Genomic DNA, 15,866 nt, shown 5'->3' with positions numbered 1-15,866 from the left:
AGGTTTAAAATAGTTTGCGGTCGGCATAAGTAATCTCAAGGTCGTTGATACTGGCAAAACGTTTGGCCATCAGGCCATTTTCGTCAAACTCCCATAGTTCATTTCCGTAGCTCCGGTACCACCGGCCGCTATGGTCATGCCATTCATATTCAAACCTTACGGCCATCCGGTTTTCGCGGAAGCCCCATAACTCTTTTTTCAGCTTATAGTCCAATTCCTTTTCCCATTTTCTTTTTAAAAAGGCTTTTACTTCTTCCCGGCCATTGATAAAGTCGGTCCGGTTGCGCCACTCGGTATCAATGGTATAAGCCAGGCATATTTTTTCGGGGTCTTTGGTATTCCAGGCATTTTCGGCCAATTGCACTTTTTCCAAAGCGGTCTCCATCGTAAAGGGTGGAAGCGGTAGTTTTTGTTCCATTTTGTTTTTTATTAGCATAAAGAGACCGGAAGCAAGAGCTAAGAGTAACGAAAAAAATTGATGTAGTGTAAAGGTTATAAAAAGATGCAAGATAGCATAGTTTGTTTTTCATACTGTAAACCGGCCGTCTTTTGCATTCTTATCTTTGCTCTTGATTCCTGGTTCCTGGTTTTTTAAATAGCAGCAGCTTCAATAAGCTCCGCTTCAGGGAAATCCACCACCGTAAGGGCAGTATTGTTAAAGTAGTTGGTTAGGATATTTAAACCCACATGCGCTACTATTTCGGCGATCCCGGCGTCATCATAACCGGCATTTCTTACCGCATCCAAATCGGTATCGCCAACCATACCTCTCTTTTCAACAACCACCCTGGCAAAATCAAGGGCAGCAGCTGTCTTTTCATTATCCGATTTACCTGAACGTGCATCAGCGATGGCATTGGTATCGATATGAACCAGCTTTTCGCCAATAAAACTATGTGCAGCGTTGCAATATGCGCAGCTATTTGCATTGGCTACGGCAATGGCGATCAGCTCGCCTAATTTTGCGCCCAGTTTACCTTCGCCAAGGGCGCCACTTAGGGCAAGATAGCCATTTAAAACGGCGGGCGAATTACCCATGGTGCGCATCATGTTTGGAACCATACCCAACTTGCCCTGGATGGCGTTGAACAGATCTTTTGATTTCCCGGTAGTTGTTTCCGGATCGAGTGCTTTTATACGTGGCATTTTTATGTATTTTTATTTGTCTGTATTGACAATACAAAAGTGCCACACTTTATGCCCCCGGAACATGGACAAAGGTAGTAAGTGCATGGACAATTGGGACATACGTGTGGGGTAATTTGAACGGGCACCCTGCGCAACAAGATGTACAGCCAAAGCAAACATCAACGTAAAAGACACAATTACTTATCATCACCAAAAGTTGCGACATTTACGCCTGGAATATGCCGCACATGCGTGAGTAATTCAAACAAATTGTTGATTAAACGCTTATACGACAAACAAATAACATATGGACCTGAAAAACTTTAGCCGCCTGCCCTTTTATATCAAACTTGCCTGTGTGCTGTTCAGCCTTTTTGCGCTGGGTGCGCTGGTGATCCTGGCTAAAAATATTTTAGCGCCTTTAATTTTCTCCTGTTTGTTTGCTATCCTGCTGATGCCACTGGCCAATTTCTTTGAAAGACGCATCCGGCTGCCGCGCGGCGCGGCTTCAATGATAGCAGTAATTATACTGCTTTCACTGATCACCGTGGTGCTTTACGTGATCGGTTCGCAAATCGCCAACCTGATAAGGGACTGGCCGGCCTTCCAGGCGCAGATCAGCCGTTCGCTCTGGAACTTCCGCGGCTGGATATCTGAGAACATTGGCATCACCCGCCGCAAGCAGCTCAACGTGGTCAATTCGGCCGCCAGCAAGGTAACCTCGCCCAATGCGGCACTCGTGGGTACAACACTTTTGTCACTCTCGTCCATTTTGCTCTTCCTCATCTTTACCTTTATCTATACGTTCTTTTTCCTGATGTACCGCCGCCTTATCCTGAAGTTCCTGGAATCGGTATTCCTGGAAGAAAACAAACAAAAGGTACACGATGTGATCGAACAGGTGCAAGTAATTATCCGGCAGTATATTGTCGGCTTGCTCATCGAAATGACGATCGTCGCTACTGCAGTCAGCGTCACGCTTTCTATACTGGGCGTGCAATACGCCATCCTGCTGGGCCTCATCACCGGTATTTTTAACCTCATCCCCTATTTCGGCATCTTTGCCGCCATGGTGCTCAGTGCAACAGTAACCCTCGGCACATCGGCCGACAGCACCGTCGTCATTTATGTGCTGATTACTTTTCTCGTTACCCACGTGGCCGACAGCAATATCATTTTACCCCTGGTGGTTGGCTCCAAGGTCCGGATCAATGCCCTGGTTACCGTGCTGGGTGTGGTTATTGGCGAAATGTTTTGGGGCATTTCCGGCATGTTCCTCTCTATCCCGGTTATTGCCGTGCTCAAAATCATCTTCGACCGGGTGGAAAGCCTGAAGCCCTGGGGCATTATCCTTGGTGACGAAGAAAAGAAACAAAATAAGCTGGCTAAGAAACTTAAAGTGGAAAAGGAGGAGGTGGCGGAGGAGTGACCCCAGCTTTTATCCAAATTAAATGTATGTTTTATTAATCCCCGGGCAAATTATTGCGCATCTCCGGTGTTTAAAAAAACCCATATTTGAATATTGAATCTTAATGAAAAATACAAAGGATGAATTACAACATATCATTCTCGGAGATGAACAAGCTGGCCGAACAAGCCAACTCAAAAAAGTCCAAACTTTCCTTAGAAGACATGCGGAAACAAGTAGCGCTGCTCAAAACAAAAAGCGTTTCAAAAGTAAAGAAACAGCAGAGCTAAAATCAGTTTTTTAATCCGCGCAACAACGACTACGTCAATACAGACCTGGGAATTATTTTTGAAGACCTTCATGATGAAAATGTGCTATCAAAAAATTCTGTTTTATTTTTTGTTGATACTGTTTTTTATACAACACCGGAATTTTACTTAAAGAAGTGATATTTTTTCAGTGTGCCTGATAAATGGTGAGGCTGTGAAAATTGCTTGCGGCAGGCCGGGTGGAAAGCCTGCAGCTATGGGGTATCATCCCTGGCGACGAAGAGAAGAAACAAAACAAACTGGCCACGAAAGTAGAAGTAGATGATAAGGAGGAGGCGGAATGAGGGATGCAAAAGGTTAAACACGTTGACAGATTCTGCTGAAGGGCCACTCATAAATTTCACCGTCGCGGGGTCTCTTGAAAGTGACCTTGCGACGGGAGATTTACAAGATCCAACGCAGGGTCCTCTGCGAGAGACCCCGCTAAAACGGAGATAAAATTCTCAAATTTTTCATTGTCGCAGGGTTTCCTGAAAGGTTAAGTTAACCCATAAAATGGTGGAGGCGGCCCGTCATGAAAATTCCGCGACCACCAAACGTTCCGTAGGAACGTAAAAACGGGTTTTGGCCATGTTGCAACCGACCAGGCGTTCCTATGGAACGCTTTTTTGTTCTTTCGTCCGGTACGGACGTATGGTTGGTAGAAAAACAACAAGGTGTAAACGCGTTCCGGAGGAACGCCTGGTGAAATAGACACCATACCCAACTGACAAAGTTTTATGGGTTAACTTAAATCTTCAGGAGACCCTGCGCCGGGAGATGTACGGAACCAAACGCAGGGTCAACTGCGAGAACTATGTTGAATTCTCCCGGACATTACTGTACATCAACATCCTAAGCCGGCCATGCCAACAAATTACCCCGCTGTTTTACTCCACGTAAAAATTGTAAACCTGCGAGGCAGATGTATTGCCTGCAGTATCGGTTGTAACTACTTCCCAGTAATAGGTGTTGCCCGCACTTACGGAAACGGTTGCCGAATTAGTGGTGGTTGTAACTATAGATGCGTTGGTGGTGTTAATATTATATAACAAATTTGTATAGCGTAACGTGTAGTTCTTTATCGGGCTGCTGCCTGCCGATGCCTGCCATTTTATGGTTAAACTTCCGCCTCCCGCACCAACCGGAAATGACAATGTTTGTCCAACCAAAGGATATACAGCTTCGGCGGGGTATGGCGGGTAAAACGTAATGCCCGGCCCCGAATTGTAAAATTTCCACGTATCACTTTGCGCGGTTTGCGTACTTTTTTTAGATGTTGAAACAAGATACCACGAATATGGCGTGGCTAGCGCCAGGGTAGCGTCAAGTGTTAAGTTAGGGGTTAAAAGCACTGTAATGTTATTGGTAACGAGGTTTTTTATGTGCACCTCATAAGTATCCGTTGCGGTGGCGGCGGTCCAGGTAAAAGTAACTTTGCTTTGTGTGCCGGTAACATTCGTGCCAACGGTGCACGGTTCGTTATTCGCAGGCGTTAGCTGGACGGCTTTGCCGGGTGGCTTAACGGTTACCGTGTCGGGCGGCGGTTGCGGCGGCGGTGCGCTTTTTTTACTGCATGAGGCGAGCACAGCAACCAATAAGCCTAAAAATATAAACAACCTTATTTTTTCCATAGCTTATAAACCGTTTGTTTGTTGTCGATAGTAAGTTTCACCACGTAAAACCCGCTTTTCAGCCCGGACAGATCCATGTTCAGCTTACCGTAATCGTTGGTAATATTGTCTTTATATACGTTTCGCCCCAGCGCATCAACAATCTCCACCGTTCCTGCCGAAGCCTGGCTATCGCCCACATCTATCTGCACACCGGCCACAAAAGGGTTGGGGTATATTACCATGGTGTTGCCAATAGTAATGCGTTGCATAAATACGCCCTGGCATTCCTTACCGGTTGTAATGGTTAATTTATTATTGCCTTTTTGCAGGGGAACGGTATAATCGGATTGACTGGTATGATAAGTTTCGTCATTTACCTGTATGGTATAGGCATCGCCCCCGCTTAAATGCAAATCGGCGGTTTGTTTGCCGTTGTTTACCACCGAAAAAGCCGAAAGGTCCTGGGGCTCGCCCAGGCGCCCGCTAAGGCATTGCTGGAAACCGGAAATATCCGCATCGGTAACACAAATGTTATAATAGCCGGTATCCAGGCTGGTTGCGCTATAGGTCTTGGTAAAATTGCCGGTCGCTATTACGTTACCGTTTTGGTCGGTCACGGTGGCGGTGTATGGGGCCGATACGGCCGCCGTTAAGTTGATAGAACCATCTTTCGTTCCCCTGCAGCTGAGGCTGGTAAATTTAACTTTCAAGTCGGTATCAGGCAGTGTTTTTAATGTCGCCCTGATGTTACGATAAATGGTTATGATCCCGTTGGTTGATATAATAAGGTCCGTCTTACCATCCTGGTCCATATCGCCTGCCGCTACCTGCGAATAGGCATCAGTGGTACCAATGCCCGACTGCGCGTCCCTGTTTGCAATAAAATAATCTTTGTTAAACGATATCGTACCCGGGGTACTGGTATTAACCATCACCGCCAGCCTTTGAAAGCCAGGGTCTACCGCGATAAACTCCGGCTTGCCGTCGCCGTTCAGGTCACCGGCCAGTACGGCGCTCGGGGCGAAATCTTTTGATATCACTACTTTGCTGAAAGCCAGTTTTCCGGTCCCGGTATTCCGGAAAAAAGTCGGGGTTGGCTGAAAATAGTAGTCGAAGGCCGCCGCGATGTCGGGCTTGCCGTCGCCGTCGAAATCAGCTACCTGCAGTAAGCCACTGGTGCTGCCAGACAAAACCGTTGTGGACCCGAAATTAAAATTGCCCGGTGTACTGGCATTCGTTGTAATACTGAGTGATACGTTTTGTACCCCGCAGGATACCATTTCAGTTTTACCGTCGCCATCAAGATCCGTTAATACCGCCTCGTCGCTGGCATTGGCAACGTAATGATATACCGGCGGCGCAAAACTTATTTTGCCTGCCTGCGTGGTATTGCGGTAAACAATTAGCGACTGCCGGGCAAAGTTGGTAGATACAATATCGGGCAGCCCGTCACCATCGGCATCATTAATGGTAAGATATGCGTATTCTGCACCGCCTGTAGGTAAAGGAACACCGGTATCAAAACTGATATTGCTGCCGATGCTGGTATTGCGATAAACAATAATTTGATTAGGTGATACCGTAAGGCATACAATATCGGGCTTTCCGTCTGCGTCAATATCTGCTAAATAAATATGGCGGATATTGAGACCGGTGGCAATTGTTTTGTTGGCATCAAAAGCCACGCTATCCTTAAGCCCCTGGCTGCGCGCTACTATCAGTTCGTTGGCTGGCGACATGAACAGCAGGTCGAGATTGCCGTCGCCGTCGATATCGCCGGTGGTTACCACATTGCCGGGCATGGTGAATTTTTTGCTGAACGATTGCGCATCGAGGGTAGCGTCGCCGTTAAAGGCAAGTGTGAAGGGCAGCGCCGAATAAGCAACAAAGTTGTGGGTGGCCACGGTTATGGGCTGGTAGGTAGCGCCGGCCGGTACAGTTGCCACCAATTGTGTTGCGGAGGCGGAAGTGACGGTAGCCTTCGCACCGCCGAAATAAACTACATTTTTAGCCGGCTCAGTATCGAAATTAGTACCGGTAATAGTTACCTGTGTGCCGGCGATGCCCGTAGCCGGTGTAAACGAAATAACAGACGGGATACCTCCGTAAACAAAATTGGGGCCGGAGGCGGTGCCGTAAGGATTGATAACCTGCACCGCGCCGGTAGCGCCATTGCCCAGTGTGGCAGTGATAGACTGATCAGCGTTTACGATAAACGAAGATGCTGCAACCCCGCCAAAGCTTACCGCCGTCGCCGTTGCCAGGTTTACGCCGCTGATGTGCACCGTATCGCCTTTTACGCCGTTTGTGGGCGTTAGCGTATAGATCATTGGCGAAGGTTTTACGTGGTTGATAAGCGCCTGAAGCGATTGCCCGTCAGCTGAAAACAACAAGTCGGCTTTTCCGTCTCCATCCACGTCCGCGGCCGCCATCAAATCGCCCACGGTAATGCCGGTGGCATAATTAACCGGGGCTAGCAACGATAATTTACCTGGTGTAGAAATATTCTTAAAAATGGTTGCAACGGTGTTGCCGGGAGTATTGCCGTCATAGGCGTTAACGGCTATATCCGGCTTGCCATCGCCGTCAAAATCAGCCATCATGGCATTTACCGGCCAGGCCGGCACGGCATAAGTGGCCAGGGTGGAAAACGCTACTTTACCCGGGGTGGATAAGTTGCGGTACACATCGATATAATTGCTCTGCCTGTCCAGGATGATCACATCCAATTTTCCGTCGCCGTCTATGTCACCGGCGCAAATGGGATAAGGATTTGCCGGAAACACATCCGGCACCCGGTCGAAGCTAAAATTGCCCGGTGTGCTGGTGTTGCGCAGCATATCAATACCGTTGGAGTTGTTACCGAAGGTAGCGAGCAGGTCGGGTTTGCCGTCACCATCAAAATCCGCTATTGTAAAACTGTCTGCCGTACCCCCCAGTGGAAAAGCAGTATCAAAAGACAGCTTCCCCGGTTGTGAAGTGTTGCGGTAAAGGTCTATTTCGTTCAGACCATTACTGTTGGTAACCACAATATCAGGTTTACCATCGCCATCCAGATCTGCGGCGGCAATAGCCATAGAAAAGGTTGAGAAGCTGGTTGGGGTAAAGGAAAACGTATCGCCAAAGGCCACGTGGCCCGGTGTTGAAATGTTATGATAAATAACAACGTTGTTTGTAGTGTTATCGGTAGTAAGCAGCTCGGGCAGGCCGTCGCCGTCAAGGTCGGCGAGCGCAAATGCATAAGCATTCATGCCGTCGATATTTTGTTGTGTGTAGGAAAAATTGCCCGGTGTACCCGTGTTTAGCTGTACGGAAAACCCATTTATACCGGTTGAGTTGCGGGTTAGGATATCGGGCTTGCCGTCGCCGTCAATATCCGCCACAATGGGGCTGGTGCCGGCATTCGGCGCTATCTTTTTTGTTGCCGCAGGGAATGAATAGGCATCCAGCACGCCGCCGTTGGGGAAAGTAACGGTAAAAGGCAGCCGCGAAACACCAGCCAGGTTACGTGTTTGCACGGTGATGAAGCCATAAGTTGCGCCGGCAGGCACGGTTACTTTTAATGCAGTCGGCGTAGCGCTTAACACCGTTGCCGGCACGCCGCCAAAATAAACCGCATTGTCAGAAGCTGCAGCTGAAAAGTGACCGCCATTAACGGTGATAGTAGCGCCTGCCGGACCGTTTAAAGGCGCAAACGATGTAACTGCCGGCGGATAATAATAAGTAAATGTTGCGGTTGAACTGTAATTGCCTGAAGGCGTGGTTATGGTTATTACACCGGTGCCGCCGGCACCGGCAACCGCCGTGATGTGCCCGGCAGAATCGGCGACGAATGACTGCGCGGCGACCCCGCCAATGGTAAGCGCTGTGACTGTGCTAAAACCGGAGCCGTTAATACTGATGATAGTACCGCCCGCACCCGCCGAAGGTGTAAAACTGTCAATAACGGGTGTTTGCGTGAAACCCGTGATTGAACCCGTACCACCCGGATTAGTCACCGTCACGGTTCCCGAACTGCCTTTGCCTAAAACCGCCGTAATTTGAGTGTCGGAGATGACGTTAAATGACGCCGCCGCCACACCGCCAAACATAACACTTGTTGTGCCGGTAAAATGCTGCCCTTTTATGGTGATTACATCTCCAATCTTTGCGGTTACAGGCGCGAATGAGGTGATTACCGGTTGATCGTAATAGGTAAATGATGCCGTTGAGGAGAAATTACCCCCGGCTGTGGTCACGGTTATAACGCCGGTTGCACCAGCTCCGGCCACCGCAGTGATATGGCCGACAGCATCGGCAACAAATGATTGCACCGCGACCCCGCCAATGGTAACTGCGGTGGGACCGTCCAACCCCGACCCGTTTATTCTTATAGATGTGCCGGCACCGCCGCTGGCGGGGGTGAAGCTATCAATAACCGGCAGCATGACGAACCCTGCTATAGACCCCGTGCCGCCGGGGCTGGTTACTACAATGCTGCCCGAACTGCCTTTACCCAATACTGCCGTAAGCTGCGTATCAGATACTACCTTAAACGATGCCGCCGGCACGCCGCCAAACGTAACAGCGGTAGCGCCGGTAAAATACTGGCCTGTCAGCGTGATGGTACTGCCCCCCTGGGCCGTTAACGGTGAAAAAGAACTGATAACAGGCCCCGGAAGAAATTTAAAGCCGGCTTGTGAGGCGGTATTAAGGGCCGAATACACCGATACTTTTCCGGAGGCCCCGGCGCCCACCACCGCCGTAACGGTTGATGGCGATACGATGGTAAATGATGCCGCGGGAACGCCGCCGAATTCAACGCCTATGGTATAATCCAGCCGGGCGCCGGTAATGGTGACCACATCGCCTTGTTTGGCCGTGGCAGGGGTAAAACTTTTTACAATTACCTCGTAAAAGTGGTTGCCATATTGTGTCAGCGTGTCCTTATACTTTCCGTTGGTGTTAATTAAAGAAATCGTATCATAAAAGTGATTCGGGTTATGTACATAGGAACTGTTGTATGATGTACTGACGGACTTACCGTTTACAAACCAGTTATAACTGTAACCCGACCTGGAATAGTTTACAAGTTTTACTATGCCGGTATTGAAATAGCCGGTGGTATCGGTGGTAAAAAGGGGGAGCGGTACCGTCGGGCCTCCGTTATTGGTACTCAGCGCTACATAGCCATGCCCGCCTGCCGCCCAGGTAAAATTATTCATCAATTGCAGGTCGTTCAACGAATAACCCAGGTAGTGATAGGTGGTATTACGGGGCAGGCGCTCCCATATTTTTCCACTATTCGAAGTTTTGTAAACTTCAAACCCTGCGGCAATGGCATAGCCTGTGCTGTCGTTTACAAATTGCATTTTAGTAAGTACCCTATTGCTGACTGACAGAATGGTCTGCAGCGACCACGACCTGCCCCCGTCCTGTGTCATATAAGTACTTCCGTCCGTATTACAGGCCCATCCCCTGGTAGTATTCAAAAAAAAGGCGCTTTGAAGTGTTCCGCCGGTCGCGGCAAGTGTAAACCACCTGCTGCCATCGGTGGTGTAGGAAATGACGGATGCATTAGGGCCAAAAGCATAGCCATGCGTATCGTCTATAAATTGCAGGTTAGTGTAGTTGGTGTCGTTAATCACCGCATCTTCAGCCCAGGTCTGCCCGCCATCGGTTGTTTTAATTACGTTATTGGCGTATATGGCATAACCAATATTGCCGTTCTGCGGAAAGACAAGGTCGGTAATGGTAGACGTACTTGTTGCCAGATTCGTCGCAATCCAGAACACGATCTTGAATGTATTACCCCCATCCGTCGAGCGCAGGATAGTTGGCTGAAAGCCATAATCGCCATAAACAAAAATATTATTACTATCGAAAGTCTTTACGCCACTTATACTAAACCCGAAAGTGAGGTTGACGGGGTTGCCGCTGTAGTCAACGTTGCCGGCAGTAATTGTTTTCTGCGTAAAGGTTCGCCCGCTGTCGGTCGTAAATCCGATATATTTATTAAAAGCTACAAAGCCCTGGGCTGGCGTATAAAAACTTAGTTTAACGGCATGGTCCACATCAGGCTCGATATGAATTTGGTGAAATTGTGCACGGACGGGCAAAAACCAGCCGAAAAATATTAATAACAGGACGACAAACAGGCTGTTCCTTTTTTTGCAGGGTTGTGAGACATTTGGTTTATCAGGCAGCATCGGGTACGTGAAATTGTGAGTGATTTAAACCGGTTACAATATACTTAAAAAAATATTATCCAAATGTTACTCTGTTCCGGGTAAAAAATTTATTTGTTTGCAATGCCCGTACCCGGATCATTGGCAGCAATGACGATCGTCGCTACGGCAGTCAGTGTCACGCTTTTTATTGTGGGTGTACCCTATCCCATCCTGCCGGGCCTCATCACGGGTATTTTTAACCTCCTCCCCTATTTCGGGATCTTTGCCGGCATAGTGCTCAGTGCAACACCCCCCGGCACATCGGCCGATAGTACCGCCGTTATTTATGTGTTCATTACTTTTCTCGTTACCCATGTTTTGGATAGGAATATTATTTTACCACTGGTGGTGGGTTCAAAGGTGAGGATCAATGCGTTGGTTACGGTGTTGGGGGTGGTGATTGGCGAAATGAGGCGGGCGGAAATCCAAATTAAATGGCTGTTTTACTAATAGCCGGCAAACCATTGTGCTTCTGCGGTGTTCAAAAAAAGCTCCATATTTGAACGTTGAATCTTAATGAAAAATATAAAGGATGAATTACAACATATCATTCTCGGAGATGAACAAGCTGGCCGAACAAGCTAACTCAAAAAAGTCCAAACTTTCCTTAGAAGACATGCGGAAACAAGTAGCGCTGCTCAAAACAAAAAGGGTTTCAAAAGTGAAGAAACAGTAGGGCTCATAAATTTCGCCCGCCAGGAAATGCTCTTCCCGTGGCGCCGGGTCTCCTCAACGCTACTAATAAATAAGGTTGACCAGCCCCAATCCAGGGGCTAATATTGGCAGAAAAAACACCAGGTGTTCCCGTCCCGCCGGTCAATGTCATTAAGTTAAGCGGGCAATGGCGCTTATAAACGCGCTCCGTTGACTCACCCGGACGTTGCTACGCTCGTCCGCCCTCTCTTTCGCTACGCGATAAAGAGGGCAAAAAAAAGAAACTCTCTTAACTTAATGACATTGCCCGCCGGTACGAAACCTAAACGCAAATCATTAGGGCTAATGCCGCTACGATTGTTGCGTACCGATGGCACGCTTTTCGTTTTTTATCTATTTTTCTACCAATATTTTTCACCTAACGGTGCAATCAAAAAAATTATCTCCCTTTAACTTATTAGCATTCGGGGTTTTATGCAAGAAACCTTGTGCCGGCAGATGTACGGCACCAAACGCAGGGTTCGCTGAGAAAGACCCAGTTGAAACACAAATTTATAAAGTTAGCCTATGGTAGCGAAAGCCCTTCATAAAGGTTATTTATACTTCCGTAGGTGTCATATGAAACCATATATATCTTTCCGCCTGTAGTAAACGCTATATTTAATTCAGCCCCATAAGGGTCCATTGAAAAGGGCAGGTACTGCCATTGGTCAGCAACCGGGTCATATTTAAAAAGGTTACGGTTGGGGTTACCCACGTTCTGTACTACGGTACCTTCTAATGTATACAACTTTTGATTATAAACCACTACCCCGGCATTTACACGTGGTTCGAGCATATTTTGCATTGGCGACCAAGTATTGTTTGCCGGGTCGTATTTATAATCAAAAAACCATCCCCCGCAAACTACATATGCAATATTATTGATCACAACAGCTTGCGCCGAAGTCATAGGGTAACTACTGTTGAAACCGGCAAGCATATCGGCTACACGGGACCATTGATCGTTACCTGGCGTATACATGTACCAATCGGCAACAGACTGTATTTGTCCATTAACAACATGCTGGCCGGAGCCCAAGTATAAATTGCCGCTAATGCTAAACATTATTGGGTTGTAGCGCGGCGGCCCAATAAAGCCCGCTTTCGCGGTCCAATTGCTGGTAGCAGGGTCAAACTCATAAAAAGTATCCGGACCCGTTATATTATATAAATAGATTTTGTTGCCGCATGTCCCGGTACAAATATTACCGTTCGTAAAAGATAACTGGGTGCCGACTGCTGTCCACGAAAAATCTGCCGGGTTAAAATGCCACAAATAAAACTGGTTATTCGAAGGGCTGATTATTGGTGCTATCACATATACATCTGAACCAACAGCAAGGGGCGTAGCATTGTACGGTTCAAACGGAATACCCTGTTTTACCAAAACCCAATTATCTTTAATTATCAGATCAACAGGGTAGGTTATTGTATAGTCGAGCAGTTTTAGCGTTATAGTCGTTTTCCTGCGTGGATAAGCCTGATACGGTACCTTGAAAGTGATCGTGCCATCATCCTGTATCTCAAAATTTGCCGGCTTATTGTCGAGGAGTAGCTGGAACGGGCCCAGGGGATGAAAATATTTACCTTTTATTGTAACCACATTACCTATAAAGGCAGAAGGTGTGATACTGGTTATAACCGGCTCCAGGAGCACGAAATTGGACGTAGCAGCGACGGTTTGTAATTGCGACTTAACACTGATAGTTGTATGTGTGCTTTGGATCCCGTCCGGCACAATTACCTTAAGCATTTTTTTAGATCCATAGATGACAGTCGATTGTACACTACCGAATGTTACAAGGAGGCCCGTATTTTCAAAATGATCGCCATTTATTATAACTGTATCGCCAAGGGCCTGTGTTGGGGTAAAAGAGGTTATCACCGGGGCGTTAAGCGTGGCGTAATTATTTAGTTTGACGGTATCGGCACCGTAAATAACTGTTACCGAAACGGTGGGATTGGTGTTAAAATAGGGCACCACACATCGTATCTGCTGGCCATTGCTCGAGATTACCTGTGAGGAGACTTTATCAAAAATACGCTTACCTGTGCGGGCAAGTTTTGGCCGGAAATGGTTATGGTATCGCCCCAATCTACTTTTATTGTCCCTTGCGCCTGGTTTATCTTTGTAGTCTTAGGCCCGGTTTCTTTTTTGCATGCCGCTATAAACAATATCAGCACTAATAAGGGTAATAAATTTTTAAGCACAAAGATTAGGATCAGGGATGAATGAAGGCATTAGCTTTTAATTCCATAAAGATAAAAAAAATCTTTATTTTTTTATCTCTTCAGTCGCGAATCTGCCGCTACTGGTCAAAGCGCAGCGGCGGACTCATATCTTTCAAATTGAAAACGTTGCCTTTCGGCAATAAATTCAATTTCGGTATATTTGTTTGCGTGTTTTTCTGTCCCCGCATAATCTCCTGGAAGTTTAAGTTTACCCATAAAAATAGGCGCAAATATCGCTTTACCATTGTTAATTCGGCGACTACCAAACGTTCCTATGGAACGAAAATGCGTTTTTTGATCGATTTCTACCGACCAGGCGTTCCTATGGAACGCACTTTTTATTTTTTCGTCCGCCCCTGGCGGACGTCTGGTTGGTAGAAAATACAATTACCAATACCTGCGTTCCGTAGGAACGTTTGGTGAAATCGACGATTATATCCGCCTGATCAAATTTTATGGGTAAACTTAAACCTGGAAACGACCCTGCGTAACGAGATGTACAGTCAAATATAAAACCTCACTTCACCCCCTCAAACCCCGTCACCCCCACCTTATCTACTTTAACTTTCCCGTTCACTTTCGCCCCGTCGCCATTTTCCAATAAAATTGGCGCCGCGTTTTGATCCGCCGGCGACGCCGTTCCTGCAAAATCGACAATTTTTATATCTTTAAAATTATCCACGGTGATGGCATTTGTAAAATAAGGCTGATTGACGGTGGGGTCCCAGGTTAGTTTAAAATCATTGAGGGTTAAGCCGGTAATGTGACGGACCAGCAGGCCGGGAATATTGGCGGCAAACAGCTGCTGGTGTTCGTCCAGGCAGCCGCGCAGGTCGATATTACCGCCCATAACGTCGTTCAGTTTACTGTTCACCAACTCCATGGAGACATGGTTAAAGCGGATATCCTGCAATTGGCTGTCTTCCGAGCCATACAAAAGGATTCCGTTTTCGCCTTTACAAGTGATGTTATTGAACTCAACATTTTTGATGGTGCCAAGTTTTACGTTTTCCTTACCACGCACGGCCGAGATATGGATGGGTTCGCCGTTGCCCCACCAGTCGCCGGTATGCATCCGGGTTTCGATGGTGATATCGCTGAAGGTGAGATTTTCGAGCGAGCCTTCATCGCGCAAAAAAATACCGATGCCGCGGCTGGAGTTGGTGATATTGCAATGGCTCACGTGTACGTTGCGCACGGTGTTCTGATCGAGAAAGCCTATGCGGATGCCGCTGGAATATGACTGCAGGTTACAGCCGGTAACAATGATATTTTGCGAAACATGTTTGATGCCCTCAAAACCGGGGATCTCGAAATGATGGTCGTAACCCACAATGGCAATGGCGTCGTCGCCGGAGCGGATATCTGAATTGGCGATCACCACATTGGAACAGCTGGTTACATCGATGCCATCAGCATTGGGCACCAGGATGCCGCTCCACAGGCGGATGGCGTTTACGCTGACGTCGTCGCAATCGGCAAAGTGAAGCGTCCAGAATGGGGAGTTTAACAGCGAAATATCACGCAGCTGCACGTGTTTGCAGTTGCTGAAGATAACCATCTGGCGCGGACGGTCCTTCGGCACCACGGGGCCATCGCCGATACCTGTTTCCACATGGCGGTAATTATCTTTTTGCCGGGTGAAGCGGGCGCTGTTGGCGTCGATCTTTTTGGCGTGGCCGAAGTCAAAAAAACTTTGTTGTTGCCGTCAATAGCGCCTGAGCCACTGATGGATACATTTTCAGCATCTGCCGTATATAGGATACCATAATAATTAATGCCGTAGCCTGCTTTGGTATAGCTTTCGTAATCCTGCAGGTTAGGGCTGCCCAATAATACCGCGCCGCTTTCCAGGCAGAGGTTTACATTGCTTTTTAGATGAACCGTACCGGTGATAAACTGCCCGGCCGGAACGTATACCCTGCCGCCGCCGTTTTGGTAGCAGGCGTCAACGGCTTTCTGTATAGCGGCGGTGCAAACGGTTTTGCCATCGTTAAGGGCCCCGTACTCCCTGATATTAAAAGTTTGCGCCAGTGCTGACGTGCCACATAAACACAACATCAACAATAAGTTACGTAAATAAAAACCCATATATTTTACAACTAAGATATGTTAATATGTTAAAAAATAGTTGACAGATAAACCATCGCGACAACAAACTTAACATATTGTTGATGATATGCTTTAATACTGATTCTACCTTTAGCGATGAAAAACGGCGTAGCCAACTTGAGTGCCATTGAAAAAAAAATCAAACTACGAAAAAATA

Annotated in this window: 14 protein-coding genes; 6 read left to right on the top strand and 8 right to left on the bottom strand. The window is 47.4% G+C overall.

What is annotated here, in order from left to right; all coding sequences use genetic code 11:
• Positions 1–4 precede the first annotated feature (4 nt).
• The gene (locus MgSA37_RS03510) at positions 5–418 is read right to left on the bottom strand and encodes a nuclear transport factor 2 family protein (RefSeq protein ID WP_096357231.1); all 414 of its coding nucleotides are present in this window, start codon (positions 416–418) and stop codon (positions 5–7) included.
• 173 nt (positions 419–591) lie between these two features.
• On the bottom strand, positions 592–1,146 hold the full coding sequence (locus MgSA37_RS03505) for a carboxymuconolactone decarboxylase family protein (RefSeq protein ID WP_096349872.1): 555 nt from the start codon (positions 1,144–1,146) through the stop codon (positions 592–594).
• 289 nt (positions 1,147–1,435) lie between these two features.
• On the opposite strand from MgSA37_RS03505, the gene MgSA37_RS03500 reads away from it, so the two are divergent.
• The 4 genes from MgSA37_RS03500 (at position 1,436) to MgSA37_RS29330 (ending at position 3,149) form a co-directional block, all read left to right on the top strand.
• Entirely contained in the window at positions 1,436–2,557 is a 1,122-nt protein-coding gene (locus MgSA37_RS03500; protein WP_096349871.1) for an AI-2E family transporter, read from the top strand.
• 103 nt (positions 2,558–2,660) lie between these two features.
• Positions 2,661–2,840 (top strand): hypothetical protein, encoded by a 180-nt coding sequence (locus MgSA37_RS28085; protein WP_157750410.1) that lies wholly within the window; start codon positions 2,661–2,663, stop codon positions 2,838–2,840.
• Positions 2,841–2,871: 31 nt separating this feature from the next.
• Positions 2,872–2,985: a putative polyvalent protein kinase domain-containing protein gene (locus MgSA37_RS29655; RefSeq protein ID WP_172885385.1), complete on the top strand. Its 114-nt coding sequence runs from the start codon at positions 2,872–2,874 to the stop codon at positions 2,983–2,985.
• A gap of 41 nt (positions 2,986–3,026) precedes the next feature.
• Positions 3,027–3,149: a hypothetical protein gene (locus MgSA37_RS29330; RefSeq protein ID WP_260146929.1), complete on the top strand. Its 123-nt coding sequence runs from the start codon at positions 3,027–3,029 to the stop codon at positions 3,147–3,149.
• 585 nt (positions 3,150–3,734) lie between these two features.
• Here MgSA37_RS29330 and MgSA37_RS03495 read toward each other — a convergent pair.
• Together MgSA37_RS03495 and MgSA37_RS03490 are read right to left on the bottom strand one after the other, a co-directional pair.
• A complete protein-coding gene (locus MgSA37_RS03495; protein ID WP_096349870.1) occupies positions 3,735–4,478 on the bottom strand; it encodes a hypothetical protein in 744 nt (247 codons plus the stop codon).
• The gene (locus MgSA37_RS03490; protein WP_096349869.1) at positions 4,466–10,648 is read right to left on the bottom strand and encodes an FG-GAP-like repeat-containing protein; all 6,183 of its coding nucleotides are present in this window, start codon (positions 10,646–10,648) and stop codon (positions 4,466–4,468) included. The genes MgSA37_RS03495 and MgSA37_RS03490 overlap by 13 nt, the downstream gene beginning before the upstream one ends.
• Before the next feature lie 102 nt (positions 10,649–10,750).
• Between MgSA37_RS03490 and MgSA37_RS03485 the strand changes: the two genes are divergently transcribed.
• Both MgSA37_RS03485 and MgSA37_RS28080 read left to right on the top strand, forming a co-directional pair.
• Positions 10,751–11,119, top strand: coding sequence for an AI-2E family transporter (locus MgSA37_RS03485; protein WP_096349868.1), 369 nt, complete (start codon positions 10,751–10,753; stop codon positions 11,117–11,119).
• Positions 11,120–11,201: 82 nt separating this feature from the next.
• Entirely contained in the window at positions 11,202–11,345 is a 144-nt protein-coding gene (locus MgSA37_RS28080) for a hypothetical protein (RefSeq protein WP_157750409.1), read from the top strand.
• Between the two features lie 543 nt (positions 11,346–11,888).
• On the opposite strand, the gene MgSA37_RS03480 is transcribed toward MgSA37_RS28080, so the two are convergent.
• From MgSA37_RS03480 to MgSA37_RS03465, 4 genes are all read right to left on the bottom strand, one after another.
• Positions 11,889–13,460, bottom strand: a complete 1,572-nt coding sequence (locus tag MgSA37_RS03480) for an IPT/TIG domain-containing protein (protein WP_157750408.1) — start codon at positions 13,458–13,460, stop codon at positions 11,889–11,891.
• Positions 13,461–13,681: 221 nt separating this feature from the next.
• The gene (locus tag MgSA37_RS03475; RefSeq protein ID WP_096349866.1) at positions 13,682–13,984 is read right to left on the bottom strand and encodes a hypothetical protein; all 303 of its coding nucleotides are present in this window, start codon (positions 13,982–13,984) and stop codon (positions 13,682–13,684) included.
• 130 nt (positions 13,985–14,114) lie between these two features.
• Entirely contained in the window at positions 14,115–15,212 is a 1,098-nt protein-coding gene (locus tag MgSA37_RS03470) for a glycoside hydrolase family 28 protein (RefSeq protein ID WP_157750407.1), read from the bottom strand.
• Positions 15,104–15,688 carry a glycosyl hydrolase family 28-related protein gene (locus MgSA37_RS03465; RefSeq protein WP_096349864.1) on the bottom strand — a complete coding sequence of 195 codons (585 nt, stop codon included), beginning with the start codon at positions 15,686–15,688 and terminating at the stop codon, positions 15,104–15,106. Before MgSA37_RS03465 ends, MgSA37_RS03470 begins: the two co-directional genes overlap by 109 nt.
• Between the last annotated feature and the right edge of the window lie 178 nt (positions 15,689–15,866).

The organism is Mucilaginibacter gotjawali, assembly GCF_002355435.1.
Classification (GTDB): domain Bacteria; phylum Bacteroidota; class Bacteroidia; order Sphingobacteriales; family Sphingobacteriaceae; genus Mucilaginibacter; species Mucilaginibacter gotjawali.
Note: the sequence above shows the minus strand (reverse complement) of the source record. Positions and strands in the feature narration are given on the sequence as shown.